16 protein-coding genes and 1 pseudogene are annotated in these 16013 nt (G+C 58.9%); 12 read left to right on the forward strand and 5 right to left on the reverse strand.

From position 1 onward, the window contains the following. Window positions 1-254: 254 nt before the first annotated feature. From J3P73_RS34925 to repA, 5 genes and pseudogenes are all read right to left on the reverse strand, one after another. Window positions 255-461, reverse strand: coding sequence for a cold-shock protein (locus J3P73_RS34925; protein ID WP_027511051.1), 207 nt, complete (start codon window positions 459-461; stop codon window positions 255-257). Window positions 462-618: 157 nt separating this feature from the next. After that, window positions 619-1352: pseudogene (locus tag J3P73_RS34930) on the reverse strand (NYN domain-containing protein). A gap of 231 nt (window positions 1353-1583) precedes the next feature. Further along, window positions 1584-2798, reverse strand: coding sequence for a plasmid replication protein RepC (repC, locus tag J3P73_RS34935; protein WP_207580407.1), 1215 nt, complete (start codon window positions 2796-2798; stop codon window positions 1584-1586). A gap of 189 nt (window positions 2799-2987) precedes the next feature. Next, window positions 2988-4025: a plasmid partitioning protein RepB gene (gene repB, locus J3P73_RS34940; protein ID WP_164021417.1), complete on the reverse strand. Its 1038-nt coding sequence runs from the start codon at window positions 4023-4025 to the stop codon at window positions 2988-2990. Then, the gene (gene repA, locus J3P73_RS34945) at window positions 4022-5245 is read right to left on the reverse strand and encodes a plasmid partitioning protein RepA (RefSeq protein WP_032991837.1); all 1224 of its coding nucleotides are present in this window, start codon (window positions 5243-5245) and stop codon (window positions 4022-4024) included. Before repA ends, repB begins: the two co-directional genes overlap by 4 nt. A gap of 376 nt (window positions 5246-5621) precedes the next feature. Here repA and traI point away from each other — a divergent pair, with 376 nt between their 5' ends. From traI to trbI, 12 genes are read left to right on the forward strand one after another with little or no spacing between them, the layout of a single operon-like run. Continuing rightward, window positions 5622-6260, forward strand: coding sequence for an acyl-homoserine-lactone synthase (traI, locus tag J3P73_RS34950; RefSeq protein WP_131624136.1), 639 nt, complete (start codon window positions 5622-5624; stop codon window positions 6258-6260). Beyond that, window positions 6257-7234, forward strand: coding sequence for a P-type conjugative transfer ATPase TrbB (gene trbB, locus J3P73_RS34955; RefSeq protein WP_131624138.1), 978 nt, complete (start codon window positions 6257-6259; stop codon window positions 7232-7234). The genes traI and trbB overlap by 4 nt, the downstream gene beginning before the upstream one ends. After that, window positions 7224-7607: a TrbC/VirB2 family protein gene (locus J3P73_RS34960; RefSeq protein WP_164021416.1), complete on the forward strand. Its 384-nt coding sequence runs from the start codon at window positions 7224-7226 to the stop codon at window positions 7605-7607. The genes trbB and J3P73_RS34960 overlap by 11 nt, the downstream gene beginning before the upstream one ends. Next, window positions 7600-7899 carry a conjugal transfer protein TrbD gene (locus tag J3P73_RS34965; RefSeq protein WP_027668110.1) on the forward strand — a complete coding sequence of 100 codons (300 nt, stop codon included), beginning with the start codon at window positions 7600-7602 and terminating at the stop codon, window positions 7897-7899. Before J3P73_RS34960 ends, J3P73_RS34965 begins: the two co-directional genes overlap by 8 nt. 10 nt (window positions 7900-7909) lie before the next feature. Continuing rightward, the gene (locus tag J3P73_RS34970; protein ID WP_207580361.1) at window positions 7910-10360 is read left to right on the forward strand and encodes a conjugal transfer protein TrbE; all 2451 of its coding nucleotides are present in this window, start codon (window positions 7910-7912) and stop codon (window positions 10358-10360) included. Further along, window positions 10338-11135 (forward strand): P-type conjugative transfer protein TrbJ, encoded by a 798-nt coding sequence (trbJ, locus tag J3P73_RS34975; RefSeq protein WP_131624147.1) that lies wholly within the window; start codon window positions 10338-10340, stop codon window positions 11133-11135. The genes J3P73_RS34970 and trbJ overlap by 23 nt, the downstream gene beginning before the upstream one ends. Further along, window positions 11132-11332: an entry exclusion protein TrbK gene (gene trbK, locus J3P73_RS34980; RefSeq protein WP_207580408.1), complete on the forward strand. Its 201-nt coding sequence runs from the start codon at window positions 11132-11134 to the stop codon at window positions 11330-11332. The genes trbJ and trbK overlap by 4 nt, the downstream gene beginning before the upstream one ends. Beyond that, window positions 11326-12507 carry a P-type conjugative transfer protein TrbL gene (gene trbL / locus J3P73_RS34985; protein ID WP_207580362.1) on the forward strand — a complete coding sequence of 394 codons (1182 nt, stop codon included), beginning with the start codon at window positions 11326-11328 and terminating at the stop codon, window positions 12505-12507. The genes trbK and trbL overlap by 7 nt, the downstream gene beginning before the upstream one ends. A 20-nt stretch (window positions 12508-12527) precedes the next feature. Further along, window positions 12528-13190 carry a conjugal transfer protein TrbF gene (locus tag J3P73_RS34990; protein WP_131624151.1) on the forward strand — a complete coding sequence of 221 codons (663 nt, stop codon included), beginning with the start codon at window positions 12528-12530 and terminating at the stop codon, window positions 13188-13190. Window positions 13191-13207: 17 nt separating this feature from the next. Further along, window positions 13208-14020 (forward strand): P-type conjugative transfer protein TrbG, encoded by an 813-nt coding sequence (gene trbG, locus J3P73_RS34995; protein WP_131624153.1) that lies wholly within the window; start codon window positions 13208-13210, stop codon window positions 14018-14020. A 3-nt stretch (window positions 14021-14023) separates the two neighbouring features. Beyond that, window positions 14024-14464, forward strand: coding sequence for a conjugal transfer protein TrbH (gene trbH, locus J3P73_RS35000; RefSeq protein ID WP_131624155.1), 441 nt, complete (start codon window positions 14024-14026; stop codon window positions 14462-14464). 11 nt (window positions 14465-14475) lie between these two features. Next, window positions 14476-15774 carry an IncP-type conjugal transfer protein TrbI gene (gene trbI, locus J3P73_RS35005; RefSeq protein WP_207580363.1) on the forward strand — a complete coding sequence of 433 codons (1299 nt, stop codon included), beginning with the start codon at window positions 14476-14478 and terminating at the stop codon, window positions 15772-15774. The last annotated feature ends 239 nt before the right edge of the window (window positions 15775-16013 follow it).

Raw genomic sequence — 16013 nt, forward strand, 5'->3', positions numbered from 1 at the left:
GGGATGTGGCGGTCGTCCTGCTTGCGCAACAGAAAGCCCAGCAAGGGATGCGGGGCGCGGGCGTCCGATAGTGACTGACAGCCTGCTGTCCGTCGGACCCAAGCGGTTCGGGAGGAGGTGAACCGCTTGAACACTCTGAGGGTAATACTGCAATGCAGAACATTGAGGTCCCGCGCTCGCACCGCGCACATGGCTTGCAAAAAAGGATAGTCCGGGCTAACCCGGCCTATCCGACCATCCAACTGCAGTCAGACTCAGGCCTGCAGGTTGTCTGCAGACATCTTGCCGGACTTGCGATCCTTTACCAGCTCATAGGTAATTTTCTGGCCGTCGTTGAGGCCGCGCATGCCGGCCCGCTCCACTGCGGAAATATGGACGAACACATCGGCGCTGCCGTCGTCCGGCTGGATGAACCCGAAGCCCTTCGTTGCGTTGAACCACTTCACCGTACCGGTCGCCATGACATCTTCCTTTGATCAATCGCATTGCCGAAGCGTGCTCGTTTGACAGTATTCTTTGCGGCAGCACTGATAGACGCTTCTTGCCGCGCGGGAAAGCCCATACTCACCGTCGAGGTTTCCCGGTATTCCCTCGCTCTCTATCGCCTCGACGATGGTGCTACTTGTTGCCTCGTTGTTTCACCCGGATGCTGATCGGACCGCCCTCGGCCTGGCGAATCTCGAACTGGTTCGTCTTGCGGATAAGATCGCTGAGTTTTCGGAAGCCGAATGTACGCGGGTCGAAATCCGGCGCCGGTTCAACAACTGCTTGCCGACGGTGCCAAGGTTGACCCAGCCGTCATCGCTATCCTCCTGGGACAGTACCTTCTTGATCAGCGGCACGGCCGATGTTGCCGGCTGCAGCGGCTTGTCGGTGGAAGCAGTATTCTGCTCGTCCTTGATCGCGCCAGGAAGCAGATTTTCGGTATAGACGAACCGCCGGCAGGCCTGGCGAAAACTTTCCGGTGTCTTCTGCTCGCCGAAGCCGAATACATCGACACCCTGCTCGCGGATCCGGGCGGCAAGCCGCGTGAAATCGCTGTCCGAGGACACTAGGCAGAAGCCGTCGAACCTCCCGCTGTGCAGCAAATCCATTGCATCGATGACCAAAGTGATATCGGAAGCATTCTTTCCCGTTGTATACGCAAATTGCTGCTGCGGGATAATCGCGTGCTTTGCGAGCACGTCCGCCCAACCCTTGGAGCGGGTGCCAGAAAAATCACCGTAGATGCGACGCACGCTCGCCTCCCCGATTTTGGCTACCTCTTCGAACAGCCCGTCGGCGATTTTAGCGGATGTATTGTCCGCATCAATCAGAACAGCGAGGCGCGGAGATCGAGTTTCAGACGGCATTGCTCTTCCTCATTTTTAAAACGGTCTCGAAGGCCAGCAGAGCACGGCTCGGACCAGGCAAGCAACTTCATTTAATTTGCCCATCGGACCGAGCGAAAACTTGCCTTGTCGGATGATGTCAGCATCCGCCAGCCGAGTTGATCTACCCTTCCCCGCTCCAGCATCCGCCGATCGCAAAACCCTGACAGCTGTCAGGGTTTTGACCAGCCGACCAACAGCCTAGGTAATCAACTATCCCGTCCTGCGATCGCTATCGCCATTCAGCCGAAGCAGCGCCATAAGCGCCGGGCCAAGTGAAAACTCGCCACGTGCCGCCTTGCGTGTCAGGTCTCGCAGATATCCGCCAGGCGAGTTGATGTGCCCTGCCCGCTCAAGGATGCAGGCGATCGCCGTGGCCGCACTTTCCGGCCCCATCACCTCGCAGGCCTCCTGATAGGCTGACGGGCTGACGCCCAGCATCGACCGGACGACCACCGCTGCACCCATCATCTCGCGCCAACTCCCGATCGTACCGCCCGGGCCATATATCGCGATCTCGGGGCAAGCCCGCATCACCATGCCAAGTGGAAAATTCCGGACTGGTTCCCGCTTCGGCCGATCATCGTCCACCGTCTTTGCGCCCTGCTCGTTTTCTGAGCTAGGTTCAAGTTCATAGATGGAGTCGGTGTTTGAATTCTGTATGTGACGCTCACTTTGGTCACCATTGGTGCTATTATTTTCGTCTTTTTGCTGCATTTCCAGGATGTTGACCGCCTCCTGCAGCAAGAGCTCCATCTCGTCCAGGATTGAATTCACATCACAGAGCGTCGGAGCGCGCGGAATCCTGCCTACGAGACCGATGTACATCGCTTCGATGTTTCCCCAGTTGCCTGACGCACCTTCCTCGATCGCGGCAGAAATGAGCTTTCGAACGTCACGCCGGCATATCGTCAAATTTTCCTTCGCCCGACGGAGGGCGAAACGATCTGCAACGACCTGTTGCGCCATCATGGCAAGCTCATCTGTTCGCATGAGCAACGGTGACAGATCAAAGCCGAATGCGCTATCGATCGCACCCGCCCTATCCTTCCGGGCGTAGCGCTTTCCATTCGCGCTGTCCTTCCGCACGATCAGTCCTGCCTCAACGAGAAGGGCCAGATGTCTGCGAAGGGTAGCGCCGGCGATACCGTGCGCCCGAAGTGTCAATTGTGTGTTGGACGGAAAAACGATGAGCTGCGCATCCTGGCGCAATTCGGTGTCCGGATGAAAGCTCAGGAGCGCGTCAAGGACGGCCAGGCTGCGATCCTGCAGGCCAAGCAGCTCCCTTGCTTCGGATGCGTCCCGAAAGACTTTCCATTTGTCCGCTGTCTTGCCCGGCTTGATCTTACTCGTTTCGATTTGCCGCTTCACCAGGGCAAGCGTCGCCGGCCGCCGCCCAAAGGGCGTCGTCACACTTCCAATCTGCATTTTCTTCACCTTCAAAAAGGCAAAAGAAACCTGCTCACCAAATTACGGTGCCAAAGACTCTTGACTGGGATTCGGGGAAATGCGATTCTCTAGTTGTCACACATTGAGAGAGGCTTCCACGACGGCAACGTTTGGGGGCCTTTTTCTTTTGCAGTTCGTCCTTTTTTCATCTCCAAACCCTGACAGCTGTCAGGGTTTCTCGTCTTCTCGCAGGCGGACAAAGCGCTCCGTTAGCGCTGGGAGCTCCGCCTCAACAAACTTCAAAAAGTCGCCCCCGAGTGAACCCTCAGCCGAAATTCGAACCTCTTTCGAGGATATCAACAGGGCGCCAAGCTTCGTTCCGCTCTTGTCTGTAATCGGGCTTGGCTCTCTCCGACCAGTCGATACTGGCTTGATGGCGTTCAATGCACGCTGAAACCTTTGATCGGACGTCTCAACCGCATCGCCCGTCCTAACCAGCGCCGCCCTTAGGGCGCCGAGCGCTCCCGTGTCGCCCGCAACCGTCTTGGCAAGATCGAGCCATCGTGGCCGCCCAATCTTCGGCGCCCGCCCAATCGCCTCGATGATATCCGCGGGAACGACCCTGTAGACATTCCGCATCCGAGCCAGTTCTGCGTCCTCGATCGAAAGCGCAGCGTAGATGTGCCGAGGCTTGATCCCCGCATCATCCATTCGCGACGCAAATAGCGCGCGCTCGATCCAGGTCAGGTCTTGGCGCCCTGCGTTTTCGATGCCTTGTGCAAGAACTAGGTCGAGGTCGGAAATCTCGACTTCGAGAGCGCGAACAGGCCTGTCAAGCTGCATGGCAGCGAGCCAGCGTCGATGACCGTAAACGATCTGATAGCGACCTGGGGACGAGGGGTGTTTGCGGACCTGGACGGGAACCTTTTGCCCCTCAGTCTCGATCGACCGCTTGAACGCCTCGAAGCTCGACGCATCATCGTCCGGCAGCCGGTCCGGATAAGGGGAAGGGTCAATGAGCGACGGATCCAACTCGCGAACCGCACCACCGCCTGACTCCACGATAGCCTTCAAGCGATCTCGCTCTGTTCGAATGTCGTCGATTGCTCGGTGAGCAGCACCGATCACACCTGCTCCGACACGATTTCCGGGAACCGGGGCAGGGTCCTGCGACGGCTGCTGTTGATCCGCAGCCTGATCACTCTCCAGCTCCGCAGAAAGCAACCCGAAACTGGCGACAATCGACTTTCGAGAGGATTTGCTCATGTCCGCCCCCAGCTCTCATTGACCAGGCGAACAATTGCCTCGTTCACAGCGTCTACCGCCTCGCGAGCACGCTTGTGAGTATCGCGCCCAATCTGCCCCAATTCGAGCTCGTATACCGAACGTTTTGCCAAGCCGGCTGCCTCAACGGCGGTGCTTTCAATGGCGGTGGGCAATAGTACATCGGAGCCGAACAAGTGCCGAAGCATCGCAACGACTTGCGACTGTGGCGCGTCATTGGGGTCGTGTCGTGTAACCAGATACCGAATGAAGTCCTGGTCCAACTGCGCGCCGCTCTCGTTCAGAACACTAATCAGATCGCCCATCATGAGAAGGAACTGGCTCATCGACGCAACGTCCAGCATAGCCGGGTGGACAGTAATGATCATGCTAGTCGCGGCGTATATCGCGCTCAACGTCAGAAAGCCGAGGGACGGCGGAGTGTCGAGAATCACGATGTCGTAGTCCGCCTCGACTTCCGAAAGGGCGAGTTTCAGTCGCTCAAAAAAGATTGCGCCGGAGTTGCCCTTGTTCGCCAAGATCCGTGGCGTTTCGTGCTCATACTCCATGACCTCAAGATTGCCAGGAATGAGGTCGATGCTATCGAAATATGTCTTGCGAATTATATCGCGGATGGGACGACGCTCGGCGTCATCGTAACGCAAAGCGGCATAGATCGTTTCATTCGACCCGACGTCAATTTCTGGCTGAGCACCGAACAAAGCGGACAAGGATGCTTGCGGGTCCAGGTCGAGTGCGAGGACGCGATACCCATGAAGGGCGAGATAGTGGGCAAGATGGACGCAGGTTGTCGTCTTCGCGCTGCCGCCCTTGAAGTTGGCTATAGCAAGAACCTGGAGGTGCTCGCCGGCACGACGACGAGGAAGGAACCGCAAGGCGTCTGCGGGTTTCTGAATCGCGAACAATTCACGCAGTTCATTGATCTGGTCCAGCGTGTAGACGCGATGGTTATTTTCCAGCCTACTGGGAATCGGCCCACGTCCTTCGGTGGACATGAGCTTCAGGGTGGAATCGGGTATAGACGTCAGCTTCGACACTTCGTTGGTCAGAAAGGGACGCAGGGTCTTTTCCGATTTTGGCGGATACATACGAGTTCTGAGCTGCTGCAATTGCCCGGACAGAAGCCCGGCATGGCGCATGATTTTGCTGCCGGCATCTTCCTTCGAGCCAACACTTGCTTCTACTCGGTTTGCTATCGCCATCTGTCCCTCTTGGCGGCTTTTCGCCGGTTTACCGGCCATTGCCCGCTAAAAATAGAACACGATTCTCCGAACTGGTCCAGAGGTTTAGGGTTAACAAAAGGTTAACGACCGGGGACAATCTGCATAAGGCTGTTCGGATTTTTGCTTTTCCGCTCCGGGAGTTAGCCTCAAATGCCCGGCTCGGTGATCCCGGAATGTTCTCCTGTGAATCCTACAAATCCGAACAGTGTAGCAGCAAGTAGATTAGGCGGTTCTGTAGCGCCACACCCCTCATGAACCGCGACTCACCTCGCTACGCGCATGTTGAATCCTACAACTGCCCTCCGATTCCAAACTGTGCTGATTTCCCGCCGACCAACGACGACGGAGAAAAATCATGCAGGCTCTCGCGCTCTCAACACCCCGGACGATCCAAGAGGCGCATCTCCTACAAATCCACTACCGGCTTCGTGCTCGGGTATTTTCCGATCGCCTGGGTTGGGAAGTCGATGTAACGGCGGGGTGCGAGTCCGATCGTTTCGATGCGCTTCGGCCGACCTATATTCTCGCCATCGCAGAGACCGGCCAACTGGCGGGGTGCGCGAGGCTTCTTCCTGCGCTTGGACCGACAATGGTGGCCGACGTTTTCTCGTCGCTTCTCCCAGACGGTCAACTCAACGGTCATGCCGCGATGATTGAGAGTTCTCGCTTCTGCGTCGACACGGCACTTGCGGAGGGGAGGGGCGACGGCTCGGTTCATGAAGCCACGCTGACCATGTTCGCTGGCATCATCGAATGGTGCATGGCTAATGGCTATACCGAGATTGTCACGGTGACCGATCTTAGATTCGAGCGAATCCTCGCTCGCGTCGGATGGCCGCTGCAGCGTTTGGGCGAACCCAAGAAGATTGGCGTGACGATGGCCGTAGCGGGCACACTGGCCGCCGACGCAGATACGTTCGTCAGGCTTCGCCCCTCCAACTACCGTTCTGAATTCGCCCCCTTTCAGCCAGGCAGCCTAAGGAGAAATCCGTGAACCAGCTTCGCTCGCACCCTCGGCTCGTCCGCAAACTTCAGGAGGCGCTCGGCGATCAGCTTTGTGTTGCCCTGGACGACGCGAACGTCGTCGAAATCATGCTCAATCCGGACGGCAAAATATTCATCGAACGGCTAGGTCACGGCGTTGCACCCGCCGGCGAGATGTCATCCGCTGCCGCGGAGATGGTCATTGGAACAGTGGCGCACGCACTTCAGTCAGAGGTCGACACGGAACAGCCAATCATCTCCGGCGAGCTGCCAATCGGTGGCCACCGCTTCGAGGGACTGTTGCCCCCCGTTGTCACCAAGCCTGCCTTCACGATTCGTCGCCGGGCGTCGCGCCTCATTCCGCTCGAAGACTATATTTGCGCCGGCGTGATGACAGAATACCAAGCCGCAACGATCCGCAGTGCCATTTCCACGAGGCTGAACATCATCATTTCCGGGGGAACGGGCTCGGGCAAGACAACGCTAGCGAACGCGGTCATCCACGAGATCGTCAAATCTGCGCCCCAGGATCGTCTCGTCATTCTTGAGGATACAGCGGAAATCCAGTGCGCGGCCGAAAACGCCGTTCTCCTGCATACCAGCGATTCGATCGGCATGGCTCGGCTCCTCAAGAGCACCATGCGCTTGCGCCCCGACCGGATCGTCGTTGGCGAAGTCCGCGACGGAGCGGCCCTGACGTTGCTCAAGGCCTGGAACACCGGTCACCCGGGCGGCGTCGCGACCATTCACTCGAACACCGCCATGTCAGCGCTGCGTCGGCTTGAACAACTGACAGCCGAAGCAAGCCAGCAGCCGATGCACGAGGTGATCGGAGAGGCCGTCGACCTGGTCATCTCGATCGAACGGACGCCGCGTGGGCGGCTTGTTCGCGACATCATTCAAGTTGAGCGGTTCATCAACGGACAATATGAGATCGAATCCGATCAGTTCATCGAAGAACAGGAGGCGCGCCATGTCGCGTAAGTACGCATTCATCGCCGCCGCGCTCGTGGCGGCGCCCATCGTTCTTGCCTCGGTCGCGCCGGCGCTTGCCAGTTCGGGCGGCAGTCTCCCATGGGAAGGACCGCTGCAGCAGATCCAGGAGTCGATCACCGGACCGGTCGCGGGCGCAATCGCGCTTGCGGCCGTGGCCATTGCCGGCGGCATGCTGATCTTCGGCGGGGAACTGAACGATTTCGCGCGGCGCCTTGTGTACGTCGTTCTTGTCGCCGGCATCCTGCTCGGCGCCACCAACATCGTCGGCCTTTTCGGTGCGACCGGCGCCTCGATCGGGCTGACCGACGAGCAGATCACGTCAACTGGTTCGAACGGAGGAGGGGAGGGCAATCATGGCTGACTCCCTGTCCGGCCTGCGACGCAACCGCATCCACCGTGCACTGTCACGCCCAAACCTTTTGATGGGTGCCGACCGGGAGCTGGTGCTGATCACCGGTCTTGCAGCAGTCATTCTCATTTTCGTCGTTCTCACGGTCTATTCTGCGCTCTTCGGCGTCGCCGTCTGGATCGTCATCGTTGGGGCACTCAGGATGATGGCGAAGTCCGACCCGCTCATGCGACAGGTCTATATCAGGCACATTTCCTACAAGCCCTACTACAAGGCGACCACTTCGCCGTGGCGCCGGTATTGAGGAGGCGGCAATGGTAGCTCTCAAACGCTTCCGGGTGACCGGCCCGTCCTTCGCCGATCTCGTTCCCTATGCCGGCCTTGTCGACAATGGTGTCCTCCTCTTGAAGGACGGAAGCCTGATGGCCGGCTGGTACTTCGCAGGACCGGACTCGGAAAGTGCGACCGACCTCGAGCGCACCGAGCTGTCGAGGCAGATCAATGCCGTTCTGTCGCGGCTTGGAAGCGGCTGGATGATCCAGGTCGATGCCATCCGCATTCCGACGGTCGACTATCCGTCGGAGGATCGTTGCCATTTCCCTGACCCGGTGACCCGCGCGATCGACGCCGAGCGGCGCGCACATTTCGCACGCGAGCAGGGGCATTTCGAGAGCAAGCATGCGCTGATCCTGACCTACCGGCCACTCGAGTCCAAGAAGACTGCTCTCAGCAAATACATCTATTCGGACGAGGAAAGCCGGACGAAGTCCTACGCGGACACGGTACTCTTCGTATTCAAGAACGCGGTGCGAGAGCTTGAGCAGTATTTTGCCAACACTCTTTCGATCCGGCGAATGGAAACCCGCGAAACGGTCGAAGGGGGAGGGGAGAGGATTGCCCGATATGACGAGCTTCTCCAGTTCGCCCGGTTTTGCACCACCGGCGAAAGCCATCCAATCCGGCTTCCCGATATTCCCATGTATCTCGACTGGATCGCCACCGCAGAGCTTGAACACGGACTGACGCCAAAGGTCGAAAACCGTTTCCTCGGCGTCGTTGCGATCGACGGTCTGCCGGCCGAAAGCTGGCCGGGCATTCTGAACAGCCTTGACCTGATGCCGCTCACCTATCGGTGGTCATCGCGCTTCATCTTCCTTGATGCCGAGGAAGCCCGACAAAAGCTCGAACGCACACGCAAGAAATGGCAGCAGAAGGTCCGACCGTTCTTCGACCAGATATTCCAGACACAAAGTCGATCCGTCGACCAAGACGCGATGACTATGGTGGCCGAGACCGAGGATGCGATCGCGCAGGCCTCGTCGCAGCTGGTTGCCTATGGCTATTACACACCGGTGGTCGTGCTATTCGACAGCGATCGCGAAGCACTCCAGGAGAAGGCCGAAGCGATCCGGCGGCTGATCCAGGCGGAAGGTTTCGGGGCGCGGATCGAAACGCTCAACGCCACCGACGCCTATCTCGGCAGCTTACCGGGCAACTGGTATTGCAACATCCGTGAGCCGCTGATTAACACCAGCAATCTCGCCGACTTGATTCCGCTGAACTCGGTCTGGTCCGGAAATCCTGTCGCACCATGCCCTTTTTATCCGCCGAATTCCCCGCCCTTGATGCAGGTTGCGAGCGGATCGACAGCGTTTCGTCTGAATCTGCACGTCGATGATGTCGGGCACACGCTGATCTTCGGTCCGACCGGTTCTGGTAAGTCGACGTTGCTCGCCCTGATCGCCGCACAGTTTCGCCGCTATGAACATGCGCAGATCTTCGCCTTCGACAAAGGCAGTTCACTTCTACCCCTCACGCTCGCAGCCGGCGGCGATCACTATGAGATCGGCGGCGACAATGCGGAAGAGGGGAGAGCGTTGGCCTTCTGCCCATTGTCCGATCTCAAAAGTGACGCCGACCGGGCTTGGGCGACGGAATGGATCGAGATGTTGGTCGGTCTGCAGGGTGTCACGATCACACCCGATCATCGCAACGCCATCTCTCGGCAAGTCGGACTGATGGCGAGTGCATCCGGTCGCTCGCTCTCGGATTTCGTCAGCGGCGTGCAACTGCGCGAGATCAAGGACGCACTGCATCATTATACCATCGATGGCCCGATGGGACAGCTCCTCGATGCGGAAGAGGACGGCCTCACACTCGGCGCCTTCCAGACTTTCGAGATCGAGCAGCTGATGAATATGGGCGAGCGCAATCTCGTGCCAGTGCTGACCTACCTGTTCCGCCGGATCGAAAAGCGTTTGGAGGGGTCGCCGACACTGATCGTGCTCGACGAGGCGTGGCTGATGCTCGGCCACCCTGTATTCCGCGACAAGATTCGCGAGTGGCTCAAGGTGCTGCGTAAGGCGAATTGCGCCGTCGTTCTTGCGACCCAATCGATCTCCGATGCCGAGCGGTCCGGGATCATAGACGTACTAAAAGAATCCTGCCCCACCAAGATTTGCCTTCCCAATGGCGCCGCTCGCGAGTCGGGAACGCGCGAATTCTACGAGCGCATCGGCTTCAACGAGCGGCAGATCGAGATCGTCGCAACCGCCATTCCGAAGCGCGAATACTACGTCGCCACGCCGGAAGGTCGGCGGCTCTTCGACATGGCGCTGGGGCCAGTTGCGCTGAGCTTTGTCGGCGCGTCGGGCAAAGAGGACCTCAAACGCATCCGCGGCCTGAAATCCGAACATGGCCACGAATGGCCGATCCACTGGCTTGAAACGAGAGGAATCCACGATGCCGCATCGCTACTCAAATAGATGGCTCGCCTGCTTAGCCGCCGCCGCTCTCACGATCGGAGCTGCAGGCTCAGTGCAAGCCGGTACAGCCACCGGCGCTGCGACCGAATGGACGCAGCTCGCCAACAATGCGCAGCTCGTGGATCTCATGAAAAGCTCCGGCATCCAGGTCGACAATCAGCTGACCCAGATCAGCCAGCTTGCAGAGCAGATCCAGAACCAGCTGAAGATCTACGAGAACATGCTGCAAAACACGGCGCAGCTTCCTGACCATGTCTGGGGTCAGGTCGAAAGCGATCTCAACCAGCTGCGCAGCATCGTTGACCAGGGACAGGGCATCGCCTTTTCGATGGGGAATGCGGACGACGTTCTTCAGCAGCGCTTTCACAGTTATGGCGATCTCAAGACCAACTTGCCGGACAACGCGACGTTCTCCTCGACCTACCAGTCCTGGTCGAACACCAACCGCGACACGATCGCCAGCTCGCTGAAAGCGGCGAGCCTCACGGCCGACCAGTTCGATAGTGAGGAAGATACGATGTCCTCGCTGCGGTCGATGTCCGAAACGGCTGACGGGCAGATGAAGGCTTTGCAGGTTGGCCACGAGATCGCCGCCCAGCAAGTCGCGCAAATGCAGAAGCTTCGCGGTCTCGTGTCCCAACAAATGACAATGATGGGAACTTGGCTTCAGACGGAACAGACCGACAAGGACCTGGCGCAGGCGCGGCGGGAAAAATTCTTCAACGCCGAGATCAAGAGCGTTCCGGCAGGCCAGAAAATGGAACCGCGATGGTGAGCCGCCCTGTTCTGCTTGCCTTGCTGTTGGCTGTCGCCGCTGCATCGTCTGCAGCGACAGTGCTGATCGTCAATTCCCGAAACACAGGAATACCCGCGCTCACCGAGGAGCAGCGCGCCGTCCGGGAAAAATTCTTCGGCTCCGACAAGGAGCTGCCGCCGATCGAGGAAGGTCAGGAGATGCGCCCGAGATGGTGAAAGTAACTGTCGCACGCTCGTTCCTGATTACAGGTCTCTTTTTCCTCACCTATGCTGTTCCCGCATTCGCGCAGGAGGGACAGGTTCTCACGGAACTGGAAAACCAGGTCTCATCCGCTGCGAAGGGGTGGGAGACCACCATCATGGAGGCAGCGAAATCCCTATTCTGGATTCTTGCAACGATCGAGATCGGCATTGCGGCCGTTTGGTTGGCGATCCAGTCAGCCTCACTGGACAGCTGGTTCGCCGAACTGGTGCGGCGGATCATGTTCATCGGGTTCTTCGCATTCGTTCTGACCCAGGGTCCGACCTTTGCGCGAGCGGTGGTCGACAGCCTTTTCCAGATTGGCGCCGGCGGTGGTTCAGCTTCGCCTGCTGAAGTGTTCGATGCTGGCATCCGCGTCGCCTCCCAAATGTCGCAACAAGCACAGTTCGGGGTGTTCGAAGACAATGCGCTCGCGATTGCCGCCGTTCTTGCCATGGGCATCGTTGTCATCTGCTTCTCGCTGGTTGCGGCTATTTTCGTGTCGGTCATGGTCGAAATGTATGTCGGCTTGCTCGCCGGCATGATCATGCTCGGGCTGGGTGGTTCGTCCTTCACGAAAGACTTTGCTGTTCGATACCTGGTGTATGCCTTTGGCGTCGGCATGAAGCTCATGGCCTTGGTGATGATCGCCAAGATCGGATCGAACGTCCTGCTTGGCCTTGCTCAAGCACCGACTGCCTCGTCGGATCAGTTCGTCACGACCTTGGCCATCGCCGGTATCTCCGTCGTCGTCTTCATCATCGCCATGTATGTCCCGAACATCATCCAGGGCGTCGTCCAGGGCGCATCGGTATCCGGAGGAATGGAAGCGATCCGCCACGGCGGGCAAGCGGCGTCTTTCGCCGCAGGCGCTGGCTTCCTCGCCGCCGGCGCTGCCGGCGCGGGGTTTGCGGCGGCTCAAGCCGCACGAGCTGGCGGTTCATCCGTTGCAGGTGCTGCTCTTCGCGGAGTGGGCGCGAGCTTCTCTTCCGGCGCGCAAGCAGCCGGATCAGCCGCCAAGGAAAAGGCAATCGGCTCTCCGGGCGCTTATGCCGGGTCCATTCTCGGACTGGCCAATGCCAAGCTCGATGAGCATCGCGGCGGTCATAGCACACCGAAGCCTCCTCCCGAACGCAACGACAAACCGTAATCGAGACAAGGGAAGAATAAATGGCAGCGAACCGCGCCCCGGAAAACCCGTATCTTGCCGCCCGCCAGGAATGGAGCGAACGCTATGGCTCCTATGTGAAGGCCGCAGCCGCATGGCGCATCGTGGGAGTCCTCGGTCTGGTCATGGCCGTCATCGGCTTCAGCTACGCGATGTATTTGAGCACGCAGGTGAGGCTCGTGCCTTACATCGTCGAGGTCGACAAGCTCGGGACGGCAGTCACGGCAGGCTTCCCCGAGCAGATCGAGTATGCCGATGCCCGTGTGGTGCGCGCCACACTCGGCAACTTCATTACAAGCTTTCGATCGATCACGCCGGATGCGGTGGTGCAGAAGCAATATATCGACCGTACCTACGCCCTTCTGCGCACGCCCGACCCATCGACCGAGAAGGTCAACACCTGGTTCCGGGGCAACTCCCCGTTCGAGAAGGCGAAGTCTTCGACCGTTGCCATCGAGGTCAACAACATCGTCGCGCTTTCGAACCAGACCTATCAGATCGACTGGACGGAATACGAGCGGGACCGCAAGGGCAAGGAAACCGGCACGCGTCGTTTCCGCGGCATCGCGACTGTGACGCTCACCGCGCCACAGGATGAGGCGACGATCCGCCTAAATCCGATCGGCCTCTATGTCCGGGATTTCGACTGGACGGCACAGCTTTAAGGGCAGGGATACTTTCAATGAAAAAAACGGGATTGATCGCAGCCGCCGGCTGCATAGCCGGACTCTTGCTTGCCGCGGGCGCGCAGGCGCAAAGCATGACGAGCAACGAGGTGAAAGGAACAAATCTTTCCAGGAAGTGGCGCGGCACGCCGGGACTGGTCACGACGGGACCGGACGGAAAGGTGATCTTCTTGTTCGGCGAAACGCAACCTTCCGTCGTCTGCTCGCCTTTACAGGTCTGCGACATCGAACTTCAGGGTGGCGAGATCGTTCGCGACGTCCTCGTCGGCGACACCGTGCGCTGGAAGGTAGAGCCAGCCACCTCGGGTGCGACAGGCGGACAGGCCATCCATCTCATAGTAAAACCATCTGAGCCAGGGCTTCTCACCTCGATGGTCGTCACCACGTCACGTCGAACCTATCACATCCAGCTCAAATCCCATCCCAGCCAGTACATGGCGCGCATTGGCTTCGAATATCCGGAAGACGTGTCCACCAAGCTCGCCGACATAAACGCCCGTCTCGAAACGGGCGGCATTCCGGGCACAGCGCCGGACAAGCTGAACTTCTCCTACTCGGTGAGCGGGAGCGCGCCCTGGAAACCGAAGCGGGTCTATTCTGACGGGGTGAAGACCTACATCCAGTTCCCGAAGTCGATCTCCGGTCAGGATGCACCTGTGCTCTTCGTCGTCTCCGGCGGTCAAAATCGCATCGTCAATTACCGGATGAAGAACGACATGATGACCGTCGACTATGCGATCGACAAGGCGATCCTCGTTTCCGGCGTCGGTTGGCGGCAGCAGAAGATCACCATCCGGCGGGGAGGCTGAACCATGCGGAAGCTATTCGCATTCTTCATCGCGGCCGCGCTGCTCTCCGGCTGCCAAACGGCCGACGACGCACTGACCACCAGCTCGACGCCGGTGGCCGTCACCGGACCGGCTGCAAGCGCCATCGCCGGCGACATGGCAAGCCGTCTGGCTGAACAGATCGGCCCGGCCGGTGCTACGACGACGATCAAAATGGAGAAGGACACGTCGGACTTCGCGACCGCCCTCGAAGCCGCCCTGAAGGGATGGGGCTACACGGTCGTCACGGACGGCAAGATCGCCAAAGACGTCAAGCCGATCGAGCTTTCCTATTCGATCGAGGGCTTTGACGGGCAGGTTTTGGCGCGGCTTTCGACGTCATCCATCGCTCTCGGCCGCGCTTACACGCCGACGGCGGCGGGTGCTGTGCCGGCCAGTTCCCTTTCGATCATGCAGCGCAATTGACGGAGATTAACATGGTCCAGTCGCTCCAGCTTGGCACCTCTAGCCAGGCCGACGATCAGCAGGGCATGCGGCGGCTCAACCGCCTGCCGATCATCGTCGCCATCATCGTCATCGTGCTGTTCGTCGGCGTCGTTGTGATTGGTCTGTCGCTGCGCGGGCTTTCCTTCAACCGTGGCGACATCGAGAGCGCTTCCAACAGCCCTGCGACCAGTTTCGGCGACCAGCTTAAGCGGGGTGTCACGGACGGCATTATCGGTGACCCAGAAAAGCAGGAGGTGTTTCAACCGACACCCGTCGTGGTCGAGAAAAAGGAAGAGCAGGAACCGGCCGTCAAGCGCCAACCAACGGAGCGACAAGATCGCAGACAAAAGCTCGAATCCGAAGAGGAATGGAAGGCTCGCCTGAAGCGAGAGCAGGATGAACAATATATGCGCGAGGCGCAGCGGCAGCGGATGGCGCGTCTCCAGGCCCGTTCCACGGCGCTCGATTCGCCACTGAAGGTCGACATCTCCGATGTCGAGAAGGCTGCAAGCTCCACCAATGACACCGGCCGCCAGCCGACAAACGTCGCAGCAAACAGCGCCTCAGACCTTTATGCCGCCGCCATGAAATCCGGCCTGACGGGAGAGAACGTCGATCAGAACGGGCAGACGTCGAAGGAGGATTTCTTCAATCAGGACATCAAGGATCTCGGCTACCTGCCAAACCAGGTGGTGCCGCAGATGTCACCCAATGAATTGAAGCGCGGTTCGGTCATCCCAGCGACATTGATCACCGGCCTGAATTCCGATTTGCCAGGGCGCATTACAGCTCAGATCAGCCAGAATGTCTACGACAGCGCGACCGGCTATCGCCTTCTCATCCCGCAGGGCGCAAAGCTGTTCGGCCGTTACGATTCCAAGGTGTCCTTTGGCCAGGAACGTGTGCTCGTCGTCTGGACGGACCTCATTTATCCGAATGGGGCTACGCTGCAGATCGGAGGCATGGCTGGCACCGACGCCGAAGGATATGGCGGCTTCCAGGATAAGGTCGACCGCCATCTCTGGAGGACGTTCGGTTCGGCTGCGCTGGTGGCAATCATCGGAACTGGTATCGATATGTCGATGCCTGAGAGTTCGACGCTCGCGACGCAGGACACCGCCTCGGATGCAGCACGACGTAATTTTGCCGAATCATTCGGCCGGGTAGCGGAAGAGACGATCTCGAAGAATCTGAACGTTCAGCCGACAATTCGCATCCGGCCGGGCTACAAGTTCAACGTCCTGGTCGATCAGGATATTGTTTTTCCGTCAGTCTATAGCGGCCGCTAACCAGCTAGTGGACCCTCAGATTTTCGCTTGTCGCTGAACATCGCAAGGTCATTCCGCGCGGCGGCGCAGGTGTGACTAAAAATCTCTACAAAAATCATCGTCTTTAGATCAGAAAGAGTTGAATACTCGGCAGAGGTGAATAGACCTAAGGGATGCAACGAACGTGGATCTGCTTCGCGTAGAAGCAACCGCCATGTGGTCCAATGTCCCATGTGGCTCCGGCTAGCCGAACGGTGCCA

This window comes from Rhizobium ruizarguesonis (assembly GCF_017357285.1).
Taxonomy (GTDB): Bacteria; Pseudomonadota; Alphaproteobacteria; order Rhizobiales; family Rhizobiaceae; genus Rhizobium; species Rhizobium ruizarguesonis.

What these genes read in the sequence shown, in the direction of transcription:
- J3P73_RS34925 (WP_027511051.1), bottom strand. Translation starts at nt 461, where the DNA reads ATGGCGACCGGTACGGTGAAGTGGTTCAACGCAACGAAGGGCTTCGGG.
- repC (WP_207580407.1), bottom strand. Translation starts at nt 2,798, where the DNA reads ATGCAGATTGGAAGTGTGACGACGCCCTTTGGGCGGCGGCCGGCGACG.
- repB (WP_164021417.1), bottom strand. Translation starts at nt 4,025, where the DNA reads ATGAGCAAATCCTCTCGAAAGTCGATTGTCGCCAGTTTCGGGTTGCTT.
- repA (WP_032991837.1), bottom strand. Translation starts at nt 5,245, where the DNA reads ATGGCGATAGCAAACCGAGTAGAAGCAAGTGTTGGCTCGAAGGAAGAT.
- traI (WP_131624136.1), top strand. Translation starts at nt 5,622, where the DNA reads ATGCAGGCTCTCGCGCTCTCAACACCCCGGACGATCCAAGAGGCGCAT.
- J3P73_RS34960 (WP_164021416.1), top strand. Translation starts at nt 7,224, where the DNA reads ATGTCGCGTAAGTACGCATTCATCGCCGCCGCGCTCGTGGCGGCGCCC.
- J3P73_RS34965 (WP_027668110.1), top strand. Translation starts at nt 7,600, where the DNA reads ATGGCTGACTCCCTGTCCGGCCTGCGACGCAACCGCATCCACCGTGCA.
- J3P73_RS34970 (WP_207580361.1), top strand. Translation starts at nt 7,910, where the DNA reads ATGGTAGCTCTCAAACGCTTCCGGGTGACCGGCCCGTCCTTCGCCGAT.
- trbJ (WP_131624147.1), top strand. Translation starts at nt 10,338, where the DNA reads ATGCCGCATCGCTACTCAAATAGATGGCTCGCCTGCTTAGCCGCCGCC.
- trbL (WP_207580362.1), top strand. Translation starts at nt 11,326, where the DNA reads ATGGTGAAAGTAACTGTCGCACGCTCGTTCCTGATTACAGGTCTCTTT.
- J3P73_RS34990 (WP_131624151.1), top strand. Translation starts at nt 12,528, where the DNA reads ATGGCAGCGAACCGCGCCCCGGAAAACCCGTATCTTGCCGCCCGCCAG.
- trbG (WP_131624153.1), top strand. Translation starts at nt 13,208, where the DNA reads ATGAAAAAAACGGGATTGATCGCAGCCGCCGGCTGCATAGCCGGACTC.
- trbH (WP_131624155.1), top strand. Translation starts at nt 14,024, where the DNA reads ATGCGGAAGCTATTCGCATTCTTCATCGCGGCCGCGCTGCTCTCCGGC.
- trbI (WP_207580363.1), top strand. Translation starts at nt 14,476, where the DNA reads ATGGTCCAGTCGCTCCAGCTTGGCACCTCTAGCCAGGCCGACGATCAG.